The sequence below is a fragment of the Streptomyces asoensis genome, from assembly GCF_016860545.1.
Taxonomy (GTDB): domain Bacteria; phylum Actinomycetota; class Actinomycetes; order Streptomycetales; family Streptomycetaceae; genus Streptomyces; species Streptomyces asoensis.
The window spans coordinates 2,082,881-2,102,086 of record NZ_BNEB01000005.1; the positions used below are offsets into that span (position 1 = coordinate 2,082,881).

At 72.1% G+C, this 19,206-nt stretch carries 16 protein-coding genes; 8 read left to right on the forward strand and 8 right to left on the reverse strand.

Features of this window, described 5'->3' with window-relative positions; genetic code table 11:
• The first annotated feature begins 273 nt into the window (after window positions 1-273).
• Window positions 274-4,095 carry a GH92 family glycosyl hydrolase gene (locus Saso_RS31910; protein WP_189922914.1) on the forward strand — a complete coding sequence of 1,274 codons (3,822 nt, stop codon included), beginning with the start codon at window positions 274-276 and terminating at the stop codon, window positions 4,093-4,095.
• Between the two features lie 251 nt (window positions 4,096-4,346).
• Here the strand turns inward: Saso_RS31910 and Saso_RS31915 are convergent, their stop codons facing one another.
• The 4 genes from Saso_RS31915 to acnA all read right to left on the reverse strand — a co-directional run bounded on the left by Saso_RS31915 (window position 4,347) and on the right by acnA (window position 10,231).
• Complete coding sequence (locus Saso_RS31915) at window positions 4,347-5,411, reverse strand: lytic polysaccharide monooxygenase auxiliary activity family 9 protein (RefSeq protein WP_189922912.1); 1,065 nt, start codon at window positions 5,409-5,411, stop codon at window positions 4,347-4,349.
• Between the two features lie 236 nt (window positions 5,412-5,647).
• Window positions 5,648-7,114, reverse strand: coding sequence for a sensor histidine kinase (locus Saso_RS31920; RefSeq protein ID WP_307822361.1), 1,467 nt, complete (start codon window positions 7,112-7,114; stop codon window positions 5,648-5,650).
• A gap of 83 nt (window positions 7,115-7,197) precedes the next feature.
• The gene (locus tag Saso_RS31925) at window positions 7,198-7,380 is read right to left on the reverse strand and encodes a response regulator (RefSeq protein WP_229901322.1); all 183 of its coding nucleotides are present in this window, start codon (window positions 7,378-7,380) and stop codon (window positions 7,198-7,200) included.
• A 133-nt stretch (window positions 7,381-7,513) separates the two neighbouring features.
• The gene (gene acnA, locus Saso_RS31930; RefSeq protein WP_189922908.1) at window positions 7,514-10,231 is read right to left on the reverse strand and encodes an aconitate hydratase AcnA; all 2,718 of its coding nucleotides are present in this window, start codon (window positions 10,229-10,231) and stop codon (window positions 7,514-7,516) included.
• A 463-nt stretch (window positions 10,232-10,694) separates the two neighbouring features.
• Here acnA and Saso_RS31935 point away from each other — a divergent pair, with 463 nt between their 5' ends.
• The 3 genes from Saso_RS31935 to Saso_RS31945 all read left to right on the forward strand — a co-directional run bounded on the left by Saso_RS31935 (window position 10,695) and on the right by Saso_RS31945 (window position 12,978).
• Window positions 10,695-10,895 (forward strand): DUF4236 domain-containing protein, encoded by a 201-nt coding sequence (locus tag Saso_RS31935; protein WP_189922906.1) that lies wholly within the window; start codon window positions 10,695-10,697, stop codon window positions 10,893-10,895.
• 64 nt (window positions 10,896-10,959) lie between these two features.
• The gene (locus Saso_RS31940; RefSeq protein WP_189922904.1) at window positions 10,960-12,489 is read left to right on the forward strand and encodes a helix-turn-helix domain-containing protein; all 1,530 of its coding nucleotides are present in this window, start codon (window positions 10,960-10,962) and stop codon (window positions 12,487-12,489) included.
• Window positions 12,490-12,582: 93 nt separating this feature from the next.
• A complete protein-coding gene (locus tag Saso_RS31945; protein ID WP_189922902.1) occupies window positions 12,583-12,978 on the forward strand; it encodes a TOBE domain-containing protein in 396 nt (131 codons plus the stop codon).
• 43 nt (window positions 12,979-13,021) lie between these two features.
• On the opposite strand, the gene Saso_RS31950 is transcribed toward Saso_RS31945, so the two are convergent.
• On the reverse strand, window positions 13,022-13,534 hold the full coding sequence (locus Saso_RS31950; RefSeq protein WP_189922900.1) for a molybdopterin-dependent oxidoreductase: 513 nt from the start codon (window positions 13,532-13,534) through the stop codon (window positions 13,022-13,024).
• A 169-nt stretch (window positions 13,535-13,703) separates the two neighbouring features.
• Here Saso_RS31950 and modA point away from each other — a divergent pair, with 169 nt between their 5' ends.
• The 3 genes from modA to Saso_RS31965 are packed head-to-tail and all read left to right on the forward strand — an operon-like array spanning window position 13,704 to window position 16,602.
• Window positions 13,704-14,534, forward strand: a complete 831-nt coding sequence (gene modA / locus Saso_RS31955; protein ID WP_189922898.1) for a molybdate ABC transporter substrate-binding protein — start codon at window positions 13,704-13,706, stop codon at window positions 14,532-14,534.
• Window positions 14,531-15,412, forward strand: a complete 882-nt coding sequence (gene modB, locus Saso_RS31960; protein ID WP_189922896.1) for a molybdate ABC transporter permease subunit — start codon at window positions 14,531-14,533, stop codon at window positions 15,410-15,412. Before modA ends, modB begins: the two co-directional genes overlap by 4 nt.
• Complete coding sequence (locus Saso_RS31965) at window positions 15,409-16,602, forward strand: ABC transporter ATP-binding protein (RefSeq protein WP_189922894.1); 1,194 nt, start codon at window positions 15,409-15,411, stop codon at window positions 16,600-16,602. Before modB ends, Saso_RS31965 begins: the two co-directional genes overlap by 4 nt.
• A gap of 83 nt (window positions 16,603-16,685) precedes the next feature.
• Here the strand turns inward: Saso_RS31965 and Saso_RS31970 are convergent, their stop codons facing one another.
• The gene (locus tag Saso_RS31970) at window positions 16,686-17,114 is read right to left on the reverse strand and encodes a DUF6299 family protein (RefSeq protein WP_189922892.1); all 429 of its coding nucleotides are present in this window, start codon (window positions 17,112-17,114) and stop codon (window positions 16,686-16,688) included.
• A 230-nt stretch (window positions 17,115-17,344) separates the two neighbouring features.
• Here Saso_RS31970 and Saso_RS31975 point away from each other — a divergent pair, with 230 nt between their 5' ends.
• A complete protein-coding gene (locus Saso_RS31975; RefSeq protein WP_189922890.1) occupies window positions 17,345-17,548 on the forward strand; it encodes a DUF5999 family protein in 204 nt (67 codons plus the stop codon).
• A gap of 16 nt (window positions 17,549-17,564) precedes the next feature.
• Here Saso_RS31975 and Saso_RS31980 read toward each other — a convergent pair whose 3' ends face one another.
• Window positions 17,565-17,966, reverse strand: coding sequence for a RidA family protein (locus Saso_RS31980; RefSeq protein ID WP_189922888.1), 402 nt, complete (start codon window positions 17,964-17,966; stop codon window positions 17,565-17,567).
• Window positions 17,963-19,168, reverse strand: a complete 1,206-nt coding sequence (locus Saso_RS31985) for an acyl-CoA dehydrogenase family protein (protein WP_189922886.1) — start codon at window positions 19,166-19,168, stop codon at window positions 17,963-17,965. Before Saso_RS31985 ends, Saso_RS31980 begins: the two co-directional genes overlap by 4 nt.
• Between the last annotated feature and the right edge of the window lie 38 nt (window positions 19,169-19,206).

Genomic DNA, 19,206 nt, shown 5'->3' on the forward strand with positions numbered 1-19,206 from the left:
GGTTCGAGGATGAATCGCCGACAGGTATAGTCCACTTCCCGCCGACGGAGCAAGATCGAATGCAAGGTCGGCCATGGGTCTTTTCCGAGTTGAGACCTCCCGCGCATATCACCGGACCATGCGCGCGGCGCCGGAGAATCGCACGACTCGAGCCCCGCACGGCACAGACAACATCCTTGACATCACTGTCCACTTGGCCACTAACTGATTCCTGCGCAACCACGAGGACAACGTTGTCCGGGGCGTTGTCCGGGGCGGGGAGGATGCTCACGCATGCAACGGTTCGGGCGGTTGCGGGCGGCCGTGATCACGGCCGCCCTGGTCATGACGTTCGGCGCGCAGGGGACGGCGGTGGCGTTACCGTCCCCCGTCCCGGTGCCCGGCCGGGGGTTCGCCTCGTCCTTCGAGGCGGGTGAGCGCGCCCCCGACTGGCAGAGCACGGTCGACACCTCGCCCGGCGGCGCCAAGCGCGCCTCGGGGGTGGACGGCGGCTACGGCGGCGGCCTCCCCGGGGACGTGACCGACCGGGTCACGGACCTGCGGGCGAGCGCCGAGAACACGGCCGGCGGCGAGGTGAAGGAGAACCTCGTCGACGGCGAGGCGGGCACCAAGTGGCTGGCGTTCGCGTCCACCGGCTGGGTCGAGTTCGACCTCGCCGAGCCCGCCCGGATCGCCACCTACGCGCTGACGTCGGCCAACGACTTCGCCGAGCGCGACCCCGCCGACTGGACCCTCTCGGGCTCGGCGGACGGGACCTCCTGGACCGCCCTGGACACCCGCTCCGGGGAATCCTTCGCCCAGCGCTTCCAGAGCCGCACCTTCGCCGTCGCCGGAACCCCGGCCGAGTACCGGCACTTCCGGCTGGAGGTCACCCGCAACCACGGGGCCGCGATCCTCCAGCTCGCCGACGTGCGGTTCGGCACCGGCGGCGCCGACGCGCCCGTCCCGCCGGACATGCTCACCGTCGTCGACCGGGGTCCGAGCGGCTCGCCGACGGCGAAGGCGGGCGCCGGGTTCAGCGGGAAGCGGGCGCTGCGCTACGCCGGACGGCACACCGCGTCCGGCCGGGCCTACTCGTACAACAAGATCTTCGACGTGAACGTCCGGGTCGCCCCGCGCACGCAACTCGCCTACCGGATCTTCCCCCAGATGGCCGACGGCGAGCGTGACTACGCCGCGACGAACGTCTCCGTCGACCTCGCCTTCACCGACGGCACGTACCTGAGCGGGCTCGGGGCGGTCGACCAGTACGGCTTCCCCCTGTCGCCCCGCGGACAGGGCGCGGCGAAGTCGCTGTACGTCAACCAGTGGAACGACGTGCTGTCGGGGATCGGGGCGGTGGCGGCCGGAAAGACCGTCGACCGGATCCTCCTCGCCTACGACTCCCCCGGCGGACCGGCCCGGTTCCGCGGCTGGGTGGACGACGTCGCGCTGCGCACGGCCGCCCCGGAGGCGGCGAAGGCGCACCTGTCGGACTACGCGGTGACCACCCGCGGCACCAACTCCAGCGGGAGCTTCTCGCGCGGGAACACCTTCCCCGCCACGGCCGTGCCGCACGGCTTCAACTTCTGGACGCCGGTGACCAACGCGTCCTCGCTCGGCTGGCTGTACGACTACGCGCGCGGCAACAACGCGGACAACCTGCCCACGATCCAGGCGTTCAGCGCGAGCCACGAGCCGAGCCCGTGGATGGGCGACCGGCAGACCTTCCAGGTGATGCCGTCCGCCGCGGCCGGGGTCCCGGACACCGGACGGACCGCGCGGGCCCTGCCGTTCCGGCACGCGAACGAGACCGCCCGCCCGTACTACTACGGGGTCCGCTTCGAGAACGGTCTGACGGCGGAGATGGCGCCGACCGATCACGCGGCCGCCCTGCGCTTCACCTATCCGGGCGCGGACGCGAGCGTCGTCTTCGACAACGTCACCGAGCAGGCCGGACTGACCCTGGACACCGCGTCCGGCGTGGTGAGCGGCTACTCGGACGTGAAGTCGGGCCTGTCGGCCGGAGCGAGCCGGCTCTTCGTGTACGGCGAGTTCGACGCGCCGGTGACGGACGGCTCCGCCGGCGGGGTCAAGGGCTATCTGCGCTTCGACGCGGGCGCCGACCGCACCGTCACCCTGCGCCTGGCCACCTCCCTCATCAGCGTGGACCAGGCCCGCGACAACCTGCGTCAGGAGATCCCGCAGGGCACCGGCTTCGACACGGTCGAGCAGCGGGCCCGGCAGCAGTGGGACAAGCTCCTGGGCACGGTCGAGGTCAAGGGCGCGAGCCAGGACCAGCTGACGACCCTGTACTCCAGCCTGTACCGGCTGTACCTGTACCCCAACTCCGGCTTCGAGAAAGTCGGTTCCACGTACCGGTACGCGTCGCCCTTCTCGCCGATGCCGGGTCCCGACACCCCCACGCACACCGGCGCGAAGATCGTGGACGGCAAGGTCTACGTGAACAACGGCTTCTGGGACACCTACCGGACGGCCTGGCCCGCGTACGCGCTGCTGACGCCCACTCAGGCGGGCACGCTGACCGACGGGTTCGTGCAGCAGTACAAGGACGGCGGCTGGACCTCGCGGTGGTCATCGCCCGGGTACGCCGACCTGATGACCGGCACCTCCTCCGACGTGGCCTTCGCCGACGCCTTCGTCAAGGGCGTCGGGTTCGACGCCGAGGCTGCCTACGAGGCGGCCCTGAAGAACGCCACGGTCGTGCCCCCGTCCTCCGGGGTGGGCCGCAAGGGCATGTCGACCTCCCCCTTCCTCGGCTACACGAGCACCGCCACCCACGAGGGCCTGTCCTGGGCGCTGGAGGGATACCTCAACGACTACGGCATCGCCCGGATGGGCCAGGCCCTGTACCGGCAGACCGGCAAGAAGCACTACCGGGAGGAGGCGGACTACTTCCTGAACCGCGCGCAGGGCTACGTGCACCTCTTCGACCCGAAGGCCGGCTTCTTCCAGGGGAAAGACGACAAGGGCGCGTGGCGGGTCGCCTCGGACGCCTACGACCCCCGGGTGTGGGGCTACGACTACACCGAGACCAACGGCTGGGGCTACGCCTTCACCGCCCCGCAGGACAGCAGGGGCCTGGCGAACCTGTACGGGGGCCGGGACGGCCTGGCGAAGAAGCTCGACTCGTACTTCGCGACCCCGGAGACCGCCTCGCCGGAGTTCGCGGGGTCGTACGGAGGTGTCATCCACGAGATGACCGAGGCGCGGGACGTGCGGATGGGGATGTACGGGCACTCCAACCAGGTGGCCCACCACGCGATCTACATGTACGACGCGGCCGGTCAGCCCTGGAAGGCCCAGGCGAAGGCCCGGGAGGTGCTGTCCCGGCTCTACACCGGCAGCACGATCGGACAGGGTTACCACGGGGACGAGGACAACGGCGAGCAGTCGGCCTGGTACCTGTTCTCCGCGCTCGGCTTCTACCCGCTGGTCATGGGCAGCGGCGAGTACGCGGTGGGCTCCCCGCTGTTCACCGAGGCGACCGTGCACCTGGAGAACGGCAGGGACCTGGTGGTCCGGGCGCCGAAGAACAGCGCGAAGAACGTGTACGTCCAGGGACTCAAGGTCGACGGCAAGGCGTGGACGTCCACGTCGCTGCCCCACTCGCTGCTCGCCAAGGGCGGGGTGCTGGAGTTCGACATGGGACCGCGTCCCTCGGCGTGGGGGTCGGGCAAGGACGCGGCGCCCGTCTCGATCGCCCGCGACGACAAGGTGCCGGCGCCGCGCCACGACGTCCTCGAGGGCACGGGCGCCCTGTTCGACGACACCTCGGCGACACAGGAGACGGTCTCCGGCGCGGTCGGCCTGCCGGTGGGCGGCGCCACCAGGGCCGTGCAGTACACCCTGACGTCGGCCGGCCACGCCCAGGCTCCGGCGGGCTGGGTGCTCCAGGGCTCCGCCGACGCGGTGACCTGGACCGACCTGGACCGCAGGACCGCCGAGGCCTTCCCGTGGGACCACCAGACCCGTGCCTTCACGGTCACCCGGCCGGGGACCTACGCGCACTACCGGCTGGTCCTCGACGGTGACCCGGCAGGGACGGGCACGGCGGGCCGGGCCGATCTCGCGGAGATCGAGCTGCTGTCGTGATCCGGTGACCGCCGGGGACGGCCGGCCTCCCTGCCGTCCCCGGCCCGACCGGCCCGGGCGTCCGGCGCCTGCCCGTGCGGCGGCGGCGACCTCACCTCCCCGAGGTCGCCGCCGCCGCACGTGTCACCGGGCCGGAGCGGCGCACGGACCCGGTGGGCGCGGACCCGGTGGGGGGAACGGGCCCGGTGAGGGTACGGACCCGGTGGGGGCACGGCTCGCCGCCCACCGGGTCCGTACCGGCGCGCTGTCGCTCAACCGACCCGGCAGGGCAGGGCGGTGGCGCTGTCACCGCCCGCGCCGGAGACGACGTATCCGAACGTCGTACTCTGACCCGGGCTCAACGAGCCGTTCCAGTCGGCGTTGTGGACCATCACCGCCTGGCCGTCGTACGTGGCGTTGCCGCTCCACAGACTGGCCACCGACTGACCGCCGGGCAGCGTCCAGTCGACCATCCAGCCGAGCATCGGGACGTCACCGGAGTTGGTGACGGTCACCTCGGACTGGTAGCCGCCGGACCAGCTGTTGGTGGTCCGGCGGGTGGCGGTGCAGGCCCCGGGCACGGGCTCCGTCGGGTTGCCCGGTTCGTGGATGCCGGTCACCTCGCCGTTGCCGCCGTCGAAGACGACGTCGGAGCAGGAGTAGAAGGTCTCGGCGCTGTCCGAGCGCTGCCAGACCATGTAGATGATGTGCCGGCCCGTCTTGTTCGCCGGGAGCCGGCCGGTCCAGGAGTAGTTGGCCTCGACGGTGCCGGGGCTGCCGTTGAGGGGCGGGTGGTCGACGGAGAGGAAGGGCTGGTCCTCGATGGCGTCCCAGGTGAGGGTGCGGGTGGGGTCGAAGCCGTCCTTGGTGACGTAGACGTAGAACCAACCGGGGTGCGCCGCCCACGCGTTGTAGGAGAAGTCGACGCTCGCGCCCGAGGTGAGGTGGGTGAGGGGCCAGTCGCTGCGGGCCGCGTCGAACCCGGTGAAGTTGTTGTTGCCGCCGCTGCACAGCCGGCCGTCCGGCACGAAGCCGCGGGTACGTCCCGCGCCGTCGGAGCGCAGCACCGAGAACCAGTTGTAGAACGGCGTGGTGCCGCTGACCTGCTGGGCGTTCTTGCAGGCGGGGTTGACCGGTTTGATCTCACCGGTGGAGGTCAGCGCGTCCTGCCAGCACAGGAACGTGCGGCTGGCCGGTTTCATGGGGGTGCCGTGGGCCTCGGCGGTGCCGCCCGCCGTGACGATCAGGCCGAGGGCGGGGACGGTGGCCAGCAGGGCGAGGAGGACCATGAGCAGGGCTCTGGTGCGTAACCTCGACGTAGAACATGACGTGATCATGACAGTTCGCATGGCAGAGGAGTCCGCCTTCCGTGTACGGACCGTGCGTGCATGGGGTGTGCACTGCGGATGCGGGTGTGGGGGCGTGAAGCGGGAGCCTCCCGGTCCGCGCCCGACGGGTTCCGGTCCGTCGGCCGCGCACGAATATGGGAGCGCTCCCACTTCACCTGTGGCGGAAGGTAGCGCTGTCCGGCCCACTTGTAAACCGGCGCGTCCGCCGCAGCGCGCGGCTACGGTCACGCCGACGGCGGCGCGGCGGCCTCCGGGACCCGGCCGGCCGCCGCCCGCGGGCCCCGGGCGGCGGCCGGGGAGTCCGCGCCGCTCCCGCCGGCGAGCGGCAGCTCCACCGTGAACTCCGTGCGGCCCGGTTCGCTGCGGACGTCGACGCGACCGCCGTGGGCCGCCGTGATCGCCGCGACGATGGCGAGGCCGAGACCGGCGCCGGCGCCCGCGGTGGCGCGGGCCCGGGAGGCGTCGGCGCGGGTGAAGCGCTCGAAGACCGTGGGCAGGAGGCCCGCCGGGATGCCCGGACCGTCGTCACGGACGCGCACCGCGCACCTGCCCCCGCGCGCCTCCACGACCGTCACGACCCGAGTGCCGGCGGGTGTGTGCACCCGCGCGTTGGCCAGCAGGTTGGCGATCACCTGGCGGAGGCGGGACTCGTCGCCGAGGGCCAGGGGCGCCTCTTCGAGGCGGAGTTCCAGCTGCCAGTCGTGGCCGCCGCCGGCCGCCCGGGCGTCCCGGACCGACTCGGCGACGAGCGCCGCGAGGTCCACCTCGGCGGACTCCAGCGGTCTGCCGTCGTCCAGCCGGGCGAGCAGCAGCAGATCCTCCACCAGGCCCGTCATCCGCGCCGACTCGGCCGTGACCCGGCGCCAGGCCAGGCCGGGTTCGACACGGTCCGTGCCCCGGTTCATCAGCTCCGCGTAGCCCGCGATGGAGGCGAGCGGGGTGCGCAGTTCGTGACTGGCGTCGGCGAGGAAACGGCGCATGCGCTCCTCGCTGCGGCGCATCCGCTCCTCGCTGCGCCGGCGCTCGGCGAGCGCGGACTCCACGTGGCCGATCATGCGGTTGAGGGCGGCGCCCATCTGACCGGCCTCGCTGCCGGGGTCGGTGTCCCGTTCGGGGACCCGGGTGAGGGCGGAGACCTCGCCGCGGCACAGCGGGGCGCGCGAGACCTCCACGGCGGTGGCGGCGACCCGGCCGAGGGGGCGCAGCTGCCGCCGGATGACGACGGCGCAGCCGGCCCCGGCGGCGGTCAGGCCCGCGGCGGCGGCGACCGCCTCGATGACGACCAGGCCGCCGATCATGTCCTGGACGTCGTCCGCCGGAAGACCGGCGAGGACGCGGACGCCGTGGTCGCGGACGGCGGTGAGACGGTAGGTGCCGAGGCCGGGGACGGTCCGGGTGTGGAAACGGCCGTCGGGTCCGATGTCCGAGAGCGCCGCGGTCCGGGCCCCGGTGAGGTGCCGGGGCGGGGCGTCCTGGCCGACCGTCGCCGCCGCGAGGACGTTTCCCCCGGCGTCCAGGCGCGCGGCGAGCAGACCGGCCGGGTGTCCGCTCTCCTGGAGGAAGGTCAGGTCGCTCGCGAGGTCCGGGTGGAGCGAGGCCCCGCCGAGGCTGCGCGCGGCCGCGTCGGTGACCCGGTCGTCCAGGTCGCCCAGCAGGTAGGCGCGTTGGGCGAGGACGGTGGTGAGGGCCATCGCGGCGCAGACGACGATCAGGACGGCGGTGATCAGGAGGAGGAGCCGGGTGCGCAGGGAACGGCCCCCGGACCGGCGGGTGTTCACCTTCCGTCCTCCGCGGGCCGGACGGCGTACCCGAGCCCGCGCACGGTGTGGTCGGGCACCGGGTAGGGGCGCCGGCCGGCGTCGGTGACGGCCACGGACAGCACTTGGGTGAGCGCCGGTTCGTCGTCGACGATCAGGACGCGGATCCGTCCTCTGCGAAACCCCGGGGTGGCAGTCATGTCCCGATCCTGTCCCGGCCGGCTGGGGGAACCCTGTGTCCGGGCTGGGGGTGGGTGATGTCTCGGGACGAACACGGCGAAGGGCCGCACCCCCGGTGCGGGGATGCGGCCCTCGACGTGTGGTGCCCGCGGCCTACTTGCGGATCAGGCTGCGCAGCACGTACTGCATGATGCCGCCGTTGCGGTAGTAGTCGGCCTCACCGGGGGTGTCGATGCGGACGACCGCGTCGAACTCGACGCCCGTGTCGGTGGTGACCTTGACCGTGCGCGGCGTGGTGCCGTTGTTGAGCTCCTCGACGCCGGTGAAGGAGAAGGTCTCCTCGCCGGTCAGGCCGAAGGACTCCGCGTTGGTGCCCTCCGGGAACTGGAGCGGCAGGACGCCCATGCCGATGAGGTTCGAGCGGTGGATGCGCTCGTACGACTCGGTGATGACGGCCTTGACGCCGAGGAGCGCGGTGCCCTTGGCGGCCCAGTCGCGGGACGAGCCGGAGCCGTACTCCTTGCCGCCCAGGATGACGAGCGGGGTGCCCTGCTCGATGTAGTTGCGGGAGGCGTCGTAGATGAACGACACCGGACCGTCGGCCTGGGTGAAGTCGCGGGTGTAGCCGCCCTCGGTGCCCGGCGCGAGCTGGTTGCGCAGGCGGATGTTGGCGAACGTGCCGCGGATCATGACCTCGTGGTTGCCGCGGCGCGAGCCGTAGCTGTTGAAGTCACGACGCTCCACACCGTGCTCGGTGAGGTACTTGCCGGCCGGGGTGTCGGCCTTGATCGCGCCGGCCGGGGAGATGTGGTCGGTGGTGACCGAGTCGCCCAGCTTGGCGAGGACGCGCGCGCCGGTGATGTCCGAGACCGGGGTGGTCTCCATGGTCATGCCCTCGAAGTACGGGGGCTTGCGGACGTAGGTCGACTCGGTGTCCCACTCGAAGGTGTTGCCGGTCGGGATCGGCAGCGCCTGCCACTGGGCGTCGCCGGCGAAGACGTCCTGGTAGGACTTGTTGAACATGTCCTCGCCGATGGCGTTCGCCACGACGTCGTTGACCTCGGCCTCGGAGGGCCAGATGTCCTTGAGGAAGACCGGGTTGCCGTCCTGGTCGGCGCCCAGGGCGTCCTTGGTGATGTCCACCTTCATCGAGCCGGCGAGGGCGTACGCGACGACCAGCGGCGGGGACGCCAGGTAGTTCATCTTGACGTCGGGGTTGATCCGGCCCTCGAAGTTGCGGTTGCCGGAGAGGACCGAGGTGACCGCGAGGTCGTGGTCGTTGACCGCCTTGGAGACCTCCTCCGGCAGCGGGCCGGAGTTGCCGATGCAGGTGGTGCAGCCGTAGCCGACGAGGTTGAAGCCGACCTTGTCGAGGTAGGGGGTCAGGCCCGCCTTGTCGAAGTAGTCGGTGACGACCTTCGAGCCCGGGGCGAGCGTGGTCTTGACCCACGGCTTGCGGGTCAGGCCCTTCTCCACGGCCTTCTTCGCGACGAGCGCGGCGGCGACCATGACGTACGGGTTGGAGGTGTTGGTGCAGGAGGTGATGGCCGCGACCGTCACCGCGCCGTGGTCGATCTCGTACGTGGAGCCGTCGGGGGCGGTCACGGTGACCGGGTTGGACGGGGCGCCGTTCGGGGCGACGGCCGGGGCGTCGGAGGCCGGGAAGGACTCCTTGCCCGACTCGTCGACGTTGTCCACGTAGTTGCGGACGTCCTGCTTGAACTGCTCGGCGGCGTTGGCGAGGACGATCCGGTCCTGCGGGCGCTTCGGGCCGGCGATCGACGGGACGACGGTCGACAGGTCCAGCTCGAGCTTCTCGGAGAAGTCCGGCTCGGCCTTCGGGTCCAGCCAGAGGCCCTGCTCCTTGGCGTACGCCTCGACGAGCGCGACCTGCTGCTCGGAGCGGCCGGTGAGCTTGAGGTACTTCAGGGTCTCGTCGTCGATCGGGAAGATCGCGGCGGTGGAGCCGAACTCCGGCGACATGTTGCCGATGGTGGCGCGGTTGGCGAGGGAGGTGGCGGCGACGCCCTCACCGTAGAACTCGACGAACTTGCCGACGACGCCGTGCTTGCGCAGCATCTCGGTGATCGTGAGGACGAGGTCGGTGGCGGTGGTGCCGGTGGGCAGCTCGCCGGTGAGCTTGAAGCCGACGACGCGCGGGATCAGCATGGAGACCGGCTGGCCGAGCATCGCGGCCTCGGCCTCGATGCCGCCGACGCCCCAGCCGAGGACGCCGAGGCCGTTGACCATGGTGGTGTGCGAGTCGGTGCCGACCAGGGTGTCGGGGTACGCCTGGCCGTTACGGACCATGACCGTGCGCGCCAGGTGCTCGATGTTCACCTGGTGGACGATGCCGGTGCCCGGCGGGACGACCTTGAAGTCGTCGAAGGCGGTCTGGCCCCAGCGCAGGAACTGGTAGCGCTCCTTGTTGCGGCCGTACTCCAGCTCGACGTTCTGGGCGAACGCGTCGTTGGTGCCGAACTTGTCGGCGATGACGGAGTGGTCGATGACCAGTTCGGCCGGGGAGAGCGGGTTGACCTTCGCCGGGTCGCCGCCGAGCTCCTTGACGGCCTCACGCATGGTGGCGAGGTCGACGACACAGGGAACGCCGGTGAAGTCCTGCATGATCACGCGGGCCGGCGTGAACTGGATCTCCTGGTTGGGCTGGGCCTGCGAGTCCCAGCCGCCGAGGGCACGGATGTGGTCGGCGGTGATGTTCGCGCCGTCCTCGGTACGGAGCAGGTTCTCCAGCAGCACCTTCAGGCTGTACGGAAGGCGAGCCGAGCCTTCCACCTTGTCCAGCCGGAAGATCTCGTACGACTCGTCGCCCACCTGCAGCGTGCTGCGGGCGTCGAAGCTGTTCGCCGACACGACAGTCTCCTTCATTGATGTGCGCTTACCACCGCATCCTGCCGCCACGCGGGCTTGGCCGAACCGCTGAGGTCAGGCTAAGTTAGGTAACCCTTACCAGGGGCTGGGCGGCTGCGGGGCGCCTCGGCAGATATCTCGATGTCGAGATAACTCTAGTACATGGGGGCTGAATGGTCATGCCCGGGCTCGCTGCACCCTTGTTCGTCACGGTCGGGCGCCCCCGTGCGGGCGGCGGGCGCATCGGGTGGGAGGCGGGCGCACCGGGCGGGAGGCGGGCCACCCCGGGCGGGGTCGTCGCACCGGCCCGCGGAGCCGGTCGTCATACCGGCCCGCGGAGCCCTCTGCCGGCATCTCGGGTGCGGGGCAGGGGCGTTGAAGGTTCCGGCGCCGACCGGACAGGCCATGGGCGCGCGGAGTGGGGGTAGACGTCGACCGACGGACGCTACGCGACGAAGGAGACCCGATGCCCCTCACGTTCCGCAAGAGCTTCCGCATCCTCCCCGGGGTGCGACTGAACATCAACCGGCACTCCTGGTCGATCACGACCGGCGGCGGCAAGCACGGGCCGCGCCAGACGCACAGCAGCACCGGACGTCGTACGACATCGGTCGATTTGCCGGGACCTTTCGGGTGGCGTCACACCCGTAAGGCGAAGCGCCGTTGACGGGACGTCACCCGAATGGACCCCCCGGGAGGCGCCATCTCATATCTGAGATAACCTCAGCCACATGGCAGACGACTACCTCGTACGCATCGGCAAGCTCATCCGTGACGCCCGGCAGCATCGAGGCTGGACACAGACGCAGCTCGCCGAGGCGCTCGGAACCAGCCAGAGTGCGGTCAACCGCATCGAGCGGGGCAACCAGAACATCAGCCTTGAGATGATCGCCCGCATCGGTGAGGCGCTGGACAGCGAGATCGTCTCGCTCGGCTACGCGGGTCCGATGCATCTGCGGGTGGTGGGGGGTCGCCGCCTCTCCGGCGCGATCGACGTGAAGACCAGCAAGAACGCGTGCGTGGCACTGCTGTGCGCCTCACTGCTCAACCAGGGGCGCACGGTGCTGCGCCGGGTCGCGCGGATCGAGGAGGTCTACCGGCTCCTCGAGGTGCTCAACTCCATCGGCGTACGCACCCGCTGGATCAACGACGGCGTCGACCTGGAGCTCGTCCCGCCGGCCCGGCTGGACATGGCGGCGATCGACGCCGAGGCAGCCGTGCGCACCCGGTCCATCATCATGTTCCTCGGGCCGCTGCTGCACCGCATGAACCACTTCAAGCTGCCGTACGCCGGCGGCTGCGACCTCGGCACCCGCACCATCGAGCCGCACATGATCGCGCTGCGCCGGTTCGGTCTCGAGGTGGCGGCCACGGAAGGGCAGTACCACGCCGTGGTCGACCCCTCCGTCCGCCCGGACCGGCCGATCGTGCTGACCGAGCGCGGGGACACCGTCACCGAGAACGCGCTGCTGGCGGCCGCCCGGCACGACGGCGTGACCGTCATCCGCAACGCCTCCTCCAACTACATGGTCCAGGACCTGTGCTTCTTCCTTGAGGCGCTCGGCGTGCGGGTGGAGGGCATCGGCACCACCACGCTCACCGTGCACGGCGTGCCCGACATCGACGTGGACGTGGACTACTCGCCCTCCGAGGACCCGGTCGAGGCGATGAGCCTGCTGGCCGCCGCCGTCGTCACGGAGTCGGAGCTGACGGTGCGCCGGGTGCCCGTCGAGTTCCTCGAGATCGAGCTTGCGGTCCTGGAGGAGATGGGCCTCGACCACGACCGCACACCGGAGTACCCGGCCGACAACGGCCGCACGCGGCTGGTCGACCTCACCGTCCGGCCCTCCAAGCTGGAGGCGCCGATCGACAAGATCCACCCGATGCCGTTCCCCGGCCTGAACATCGACAACGTGCCCTTCTTCGCGGCCATCGCGGCCGTCGCCCAGGGCAAGACCCTCATCCACGACTGGGTCTACGACAACCGCGCGATCTACCTGACGGACCTGAACCGCCTCGGCGGCCGGCTCCAGCTCCTCGACCCGCACCGGGTGCTGGTCGAGGGACCGACGCGCTGGCGTGCCGCCGAGATGATGTGCCCGCCCGCCCTGCGCCCCGCGGTGGTCGTCCTGCTGGCGATGATGGCGGCCGAGGGCACCTCGGTGCTGCGCAACGTGTACGTCATCAACCGCGGCTACGAGGACCTGGCCGAACGCCTGAACTCCATCGGCGCCCAGATCGAGATCTTCCGGGACATCTGAGGAACGGACACCGCCCTCGCCCCGGCCGGCTTCGGCCGGGGCGAGGGTCCATCGTGTGCGACCGGGCCGGGGTGATCACCTATCTTGGCGGCTATGCAGTCCTACACGATCGGCCAGGCGGCCCGTCTGCTCGGGGTGAGTCCGGACACCGCGCGGCGGTGGGCGGACGCGGGCCGGGTGGCCACGCACCGGGACGAGGCCGGGCGACGCCTCGTCGACGGCAGGGACCTGGCCGCCTTCTCGGTGGAACTGGCCAGGAGCGGCGGCGGCGAGGAGGGCACCTCCTACACCTCGGTCCGCAACGCCTTCCCCGGCATCGTCACGGCCGTGAAGCTCGGCGATGTCGCCGCCCAGGTGGAGATCCAGGCCGGCCCGCACCGGCTGGTGTCCCTGCTGACGCGGGAGGCCGTGGAGGAACTGGGCCTGGAGGTCGGCGTGGAGGCCACCGCCCGGGTGAAGTCGACCAGCGTGCACATCGACCGGGCCTGACCGCGCAAGGGCCCGCCGGCCGGGTGTCGGCTCGTTGCGGCGGTCAGTGCGCGGCCCACGTCGTGTAGCCGCCGTCGACGCGGATCGTGCCGATGCCGCTGACGTGCCGGGCGCCGCAGCGGTCCTGCGGCACGACGAGCATGGGACCGCTCCGGTCGAGCGGGGTGTCGTCCATGGTGACCGCCAGTAGGACGGGAGTCCGGCCGAAGTCGGGGTCGATCTCCGCCCAGGACAGCAGGGCGTGATGGCCGTCCGCGCCGGACACCGCGATCAGGAAACGCAGACGGTCCTTGCGCCGCGCCGGGTCGAACACGGGACCCGCGTCCGCGAGGACCTCGTGCAGCAGCGGTCCGGTGAAACGGTGGTGCCGGACGCCGCTGGTGGCGCACTCGAAGCTGACGTAGGCCGCATGCTGGGGCCGGTCCAGCAGGTCGGACACGGTCAGCCGGGCCGGGCGGGCCAGATCCCCGGCGAGGACGAACCACGCCTGCGGCCCGGCGGGGGAAGCAGTCGTCGGACCGGACTCCGTACCAGGGAACGCGAAGGGCTGGGTCACGGGCTCCACCTCCTGCACGACCGTACCCGGACCGGCCTGCCGTGCAAACGCACATGCCAGACGAACCGTTCTCGATCACGGCTCATGCAAAGCGACAGGAGACTTTCACCTCGCATCTGCGGCAGCATTATGATCAGGCGTCCGTCAGACCTGAGGGAGTGGACCCGTGATGACCCGTACCGCGCACCGGACCGGCCGACCGATGCAGGTGGCGGCCCTGGGAGCCACCGCGCTGCTGACCCTGGGCGCCTGTTCGTCCTCCGACGACTCCTCCTCGGCGAAGCCGGACGGCTCCGCCTCCTCCGCGTCCGCCCCGGGCAAGCTCTCCGGCACGGTGACCGTGTTCGCCGCGGCCTCGCTGAAGGAGAGCTTCACGGCGCTGGGCGAGGAGTTCGAGAAGGCGCACCCGGGGACGAAGGTCACCTTCAGCTTCGGCGGCAGCGACTCCCTGGCCGCGAGCATCACCGGCGGCGCCCCGGCCGACGTGTTCGCCTCCGCCAGCCCCAAGACGATGAAGATCGTCACGGATGCCGGCGACGCCTCGGGCACGCCCGCCACCTTCGTCCGCAACCAGCTGGAGATCGCCACCCTGCCGGGCAACCCCGACAAGGTCTCCACCTTGAAGGACCTCACCGGATCGAAACTGAAGGTCGTCCTCTGCGACAGGACGGTGCCCTGCGGCGCCGCCGCGCAGAAGGCCCTCGACGCGGCCGGGCTGAAGCTCACCCCCGTCTCCTACGAGCAGGACGTCAAGGCCGCCCTGACGAAGGTGGAGCTGAAGGAGGCCGACGCGGCGCTCGTCTACAAGACCGATGTGCGCGCCGCGGGTGACAAGGTGGAGGGCGTGGAGTTCCCCGAGTCGGCCGAAGCCGTCAACGACTACCCGATCGTCCGGCTCAAGGACGCGCGCAACGCCGACGCCGCGAAGGCGTTCATCGCGCTGGTCAGGTCCGCCGAGGGCCAGAAGGTCCTGACCGGGGCCGGGTTCCTGCGGCCGTGACCCCGCTCGACGAGACCGGCGCCGCGGCCGACGGCGAGGGCGGACACGAGGCCGACGCCCTCCAGGACGGTCCGCGGGGCCGGCGTGCCCGGATCCGGACGCGGGGAGCACCGCTCCCGCTGCTGGTGCCCGCGCTCGTCGGTGTGGCGTTCCTGACCGTGCCGCTCGTCGCCCTGCTCGTGCGGGCCCCGTGGCGCAGCCTGCCCGGGCTGCTGACCAGTGCGCAGGTGTGGGAGGCACTGCGGCTGTCCCTGGTCTGCGCCACCGCCGCCACGGCCGTGAGCCTGGTCGTGGGCGTGCCGCTGGCCTGGCTGCTGGCACGGGTCGAGTTCCCCGGGCGCGGCCTGGTCAGGGCCCTGGTGACCCTGCCGCTCGTGCTGCCGCCGGTGGTCGGCGGTGTGGCCCTGCTGATGGCCCTCGGCCGCAACGGCATCGTCGGGACGTGGCTCGACTCCTCGTTCGGCGTCACGCTTCCGTTCACCACGGCAGGGGTCGTCGTCGCCGAGGCGTTCGTCGCCATGCCGTTCCTCGTCATCAGCGTCGAGGGCACCCTGCGGGCCGCCGACCCGCGTTACGAGGAGGCGGCGGCCACCCTCGGCGCCTCCCGCTTCACCGCGTTCCGCCGCGTCACGCTGCCGCTGATCGCGCCGGGCATCGCGGCGGGCGCGGTGCTGGCATGGGCGCGCGCGCTCGGCGAGTTCGGCGCGACGATCACCTTCGCGGGGAACTTCCCCGGCCGCACCCAGACCATGCCGCTGGCCGTGTACCTGGCCCTTCAGAGCGACCCGGAGGCCGCCATCGCCCTGAGTCTCGTCCTGCTCGCCGTATCGGTGGCGGTACTCGCGGGCCTGCGCGACCGCTGGATGACGGCCCGATGACCCGGCCCGACGAACCCGCCCGGCCCGCATGGCCCGCCGAGCTCGCCCGGCCCGCTCCGGACCTCCCCGGCGACCCCGCCGGACAAGGCAACCCCGCCGGCCACGGCATCCTCGCAACGCACGGCACCCCTCCTGGACGAGACGCCCCGGAGGCCGGACTCGACGCCCGTCTCCTCGTCGAGCGCGGCACGTTCCGGCTCGACGTGGCGATGAGGGTCGCACCCGGCGAGGTCGTCGCCCTGCTCGGCCCCAACGGCGCCGGCAAGACCACCGCGCTGCGCGCCCTCGCCGGTCTCACCCCGCTCACCGGCGGCCGGATACGGCTGGACGGCCGAGCACTGGAGGGCACGCCGCCGGAGTCGCGGCCGGTCGGGGTCGTCTTCCAGGACTACCTGCTCTTCCCGCATCTGAGCGCCCTGGACAACGTGGCGTTCGGCCCGCGGTGCCAGGGGGCGAGCCGGACGCGGGCGCGCGCCCTGGCCGCCGAGTGGCTGGACCGCATGGGCCTCGCGGAGCACGCCGGCGTCAAACCGCGCAGGCTGTCGGGCGGTCAGGCCCAGCGGGTCGCGCTCGCCCGTGCGCTGGCCGTCCGGCCGCGGCTGCTGCTCCTGGACGAGCCGCTGGCCGCGCTGGACGCCCGCACCCGGCTGGAGGTCCGCGCGCGGCTGCGCCGCCATCTGGCCGAGTTCGAGGCCGTCGCGGTCCTGGTGACGCACGACCCGCTGGACGCCATGGTGCTCGCCGACCGGCTGGTCGTCGTCGAGCACGGCAGCGTCGTCCAGGAGGGTGTCCCGTCCGAGATCGCCCGCCGTCCCCGCACGGAGTACATCGCGCAGCTGGTCGGCCTGAACCTCTACCGCGGCCAGGCGCAGGGGCACACCGTCCGGCTCGACGCCGGGCCTCGTGTGACCACGACCGAGTCCCTGGCGGGCCCGGCCTTCGTGGCCTTCCCGCCGAGCGCGGTCACCCTGCACGGCGAGCGGCCCCACGGCTCCAGCGCGCGCAACCTCTGGCACTGCCGGGTCGCCGGTCTGGAGACCCACGGCGACCAGATCCGCGCCGACCTCACGGGTGAGCTTCCGCTCGCCGCGGACCTCACCACGGTGGCCGCCGCGGAGCTCGGGCTCCACCCGGGCGCGGAGGTCTGGGCGACGGTGAAGGCCGCCCAGACCCACGCCTACCCGGTCTGACCCGGGCGACGACCCGTCACCGGCGCCCGCCGCCCCGGATCCCGGGCAGCACGAAACGCGTGCCGCTCGCGGAGCGGGGTGGGTCAGACGGCCGTCAGGGTGATGTCCCGCTCCTGTGCCGCGTGGAAGCGGGGCAGCGGCAGGCCGCTCTCGGGGCGCAGCTCCAGCAGCGTGGCCTCCACGTTCGCGGCGCCGGGTGCGATGTCCGCGGACGTGGCCTTGCCGGTGTTCCGCCAGGTGTGCTCGGCCCCGTCGCACACCGCGCGGGTGCCGCCGATGCCGTGCCGGGACTTGCCCGCGCCCTGGCCGACGGAGGAGCTGACGAACACCGGGCCCGTGCTGCCGACGCAGCGGTAGGTGCCCGAGAGGGTGATCGTGCCGTCCGCGGCGATACGGCCGGCCGGGTCGACGGTGACGGACTCCGCGGTGCCGCCGGCGGCCGTGACCGCCGGGGCGGCGAGCAGGACGAGCGCGGCGCCGGCGGCCGCGGAGAGGGCGAGACGCAACGACATGGAAGAACCTCCTGTGGTGGGAGCCTCCACAGGTACCCGGCGGACACGCCCGGGACGGTGATCGTCACTCCTTCGGTGGCGAGTCCGCACCGGTCGTCGGCGAACGGTCCTGGAGTTGTCCTGGTGCTGTCACGCTTGCCGCCGCCCTCTGGAGACGGCCGCGGAGCGGGCGCATGGTCGTTCCACGGGGGCCGACACGACGGCCGACCCCACCGACGTGGAGGTGCTCCATGTGTTCTCACCAGCTCCCCGGTACGCACACCGACGACCGCTCGACACCTCTCGCGCACATCGTCGCCGCCCACCCCGAGCAGGGCTGGAACCTGCTGTGCGACGGCACGATCGTCTTCGACGACTCCGGCGAGCTGCGGCCCGACGGCCGTGTGGTGGGCCCGCACCGGGTGACCGCCGCACAGCTGGCCGTCGCGGCCTGAGCCCGCCCGGCGCCGGTCACCGGTCCAGTACGGCGAACCCGTCCAGTTCGACGAGGGCCTGCTCGTCCCAGAGCCGTACGATCCCGACGACCGCCATCGCCGGATAGTCGCGTCCCGCCGACTCCCGCCAGATGGCGCCCAGTTCGGCGGCGTGGTCGCGGTACGCGGCGACGTCCGTGACATGGACGGTGACGCGGGCCAGGTCGCCGGCGGTGCCGCCCGCCGCCCTCAGCGCGGCCAGCAGATTGGCCAGCGCCCGGGCGAACTGCTCCGGGAGCGTGCTGCCCACGACCTTTCCGTCCGCGTCCAGTGCGGTCTGGCCGGCGAGGAACACGACGCGCCCGCCGGTGGCGACGACGGCGTGGGAGAAGCCGGTGGCCGGGGAGAGCCCGGGCGGGTTGACGCGTTCGATGCTCATATGGCCTCCAGATCCCCCGGTTCGGCGTACAACTGCTTGGCGATGATGCCCCGTTGGACTTCGCTCGCGCCTTCGTAGATCCGTGGTGCGCGCACCTCCCGGTAGAGGTGTTCGAGCAGGTGGCCGCGTTGCAACGCCCGTGCGCCGTGCAGTTGGACGGCCCGGTCGACGACGTACTGGGCGGCCTCGGTGGCGAACAGCTTGGCCATCGCGGCACGTTTGCGGACATCGGCCGCGCCGCTGTCGTACGCGCTCGCCGCGGCCTGCACCATCAGCCGCGCGGCCTCCGTGCGCAGAGCCATCTCGGCCACCTGGTGAGCGACCGCCTGGAGGTCGCTCAGCCTGCCGCCGAACGCGTCCCTGCGGGCGGTGTGGTCGAGGGTCGCGTCGAGGGCGGCCTGGGCCATCCCGACGGCGAAGGCGCCGACGCTGGGGCGGAACAGGTCGAGGGTGCCCATGGCGACCCGGAAGCCGCGGTCGGGCTCGCCGAGCACGTCGTCCGCGGTGACCGGTACGGCGTCGAAGGTCAGGGTGCCGATGGGGTGCGGGGAGAGCATGTCGAGGGCGGAGCCGGTGAGGCCCGGGCGGTCGGCGGGCACGAGGAACGCGGTCACGCCCCGGGCGCCGGCCCCCGGGGTGGTGCGGGCGAAGACGGTGTAGAAGTCGGCCCCGGGAGCGTTGGAGATCCAGCACTTCTCCCCGGACAGCCGCCAACGCCGTTCTCCGGCCGAGCCGTTGCTCCCGCCCGACCCGTCACCTCGTCCGCCCGGCCCGTCACCTCGGCCGCCCGGCCCGTCGGGTCGCGCGGAGAGCGACAGGGCCGCCGCGTCGGATCCCGCGCCGGGCTCGCTCAGCGCGAACGCGGCGATCGCGGTGCCGTCCGCGACCCGGGGAAGCCACCGCCGCCGCTGGGCGGGTGTGCCGTGGGCGTGGACCGGATGGGCGCCCAGCCCTTGCAGCGCGAGCGCGGTCTCCGCCTCGGTGCAGGCGTAGGCGAGGGACTCCCGCATCAGACAGAGGCCGACGGCGCCGGAGGTGAACAGCCGGGCCAGCAGCCCGAGTCGGCCGAGTTCCGCGACGAGGGGACGGTTGACGTACCCCGGTTCCCCCTTCTCGGCCAGCGGGCGCAGCCGTTGAGCGGCCATGGCACGCAGCTCGGCGCACCAGGCGGTCTGTGCCGGTTCGAGTGAGAATGCGGGCATCGCCTGTCTCCTCTGCCATACCTGCCTTGCCTGCCTTG

Coding starts and splice junctions, on each gene's coding strand:
- Saso_RS31910 (WP_189922914.1), top strand. CDS start 274: ATGCAACGGTTCGGGCGGTTGCGGGCGGCCGTGATCACGGCCGCCCTG.
- Saso_RS31915 (WP_189922912.1), bottom strand. CDS start 5,411: ATGATCACGTCATGTTCTACGTCGAGGTTACGCACCAGAGCCCTGCTC.
- Saso_RS31985 (WP_189922886.1), bottom strand. CDS start 19,168: ATGCCCGCATTCTCACTCGAACCGGCACAGACCGCCTGGTGCGCCGAG.
- Saso_RS31965 (WP_189922894.1), top strand. CDS start 15,409: ATGACCCGGCCCGACGAACCCGCCCGGCCCGCATGGCCCGCCGAGCTC.
- Saso_RS31975 (WP_189922890.1), top strand. CDS start 17,345: ATGTGTTCTCACCAGCTCCCCGGTACGCACACCGACGACCGCTCGACA.
- Saso_RS31940 (WP_189922904.1), top strand. CDS start 10,960: ATGGCAGACGACTACCTCGTACGCATCGGCAAGCTCATCCGTGACGCC.
- Saso_RS31920 (WP_307822361.1), bottom strand. CDS start 7,114: ATGGCCCTCACCACCGTCCTCGCCCAACGCGCCTACCTGCTGGGCGAC.
- Saso_RS31970 (WP_189922892.1), bottom strand. CDS start 17,114: ATGTCGTTGCGTCTCGCCCTCTCCGCGGCCGCCGGCGCCGCGCTCGTC.
- Saso_RS31935 (WP_189922906.1), top strand. CDS start 10,695: ATGCCCCTCACGTTCCGCAAGAGCTTCCGCATCCTCCCCGGGGTGCGA.
- Saso_RS31945 (WP_189922902.1), top strand. CDS start 12,583: ATGCAGTCCTACACGATCGGCCAGGCGGCCCGTCTGCTCGGGGTGAGT.
- modA (WP_189922898.1), top strand. CDS start 13,704: ATGACCCGTACCGCGCACCGGACCGGCCGACCGATGCAGGTGGCGGCC.
- Saso_RS31980 (WP_189922888.1), bottom strand. CDS start 17,966: ATGAGCATCGAACGCGTCAACCCGCCCGGGCTCTCCCCGGCCACCGGC.
- Saso_RS31925 (WP_229901322.1), bottom strand. CDS start 7,380: ATGACTGCCACCCCGGGGTTTCGCAGAGGACGGATCCGCGTCCTGATC.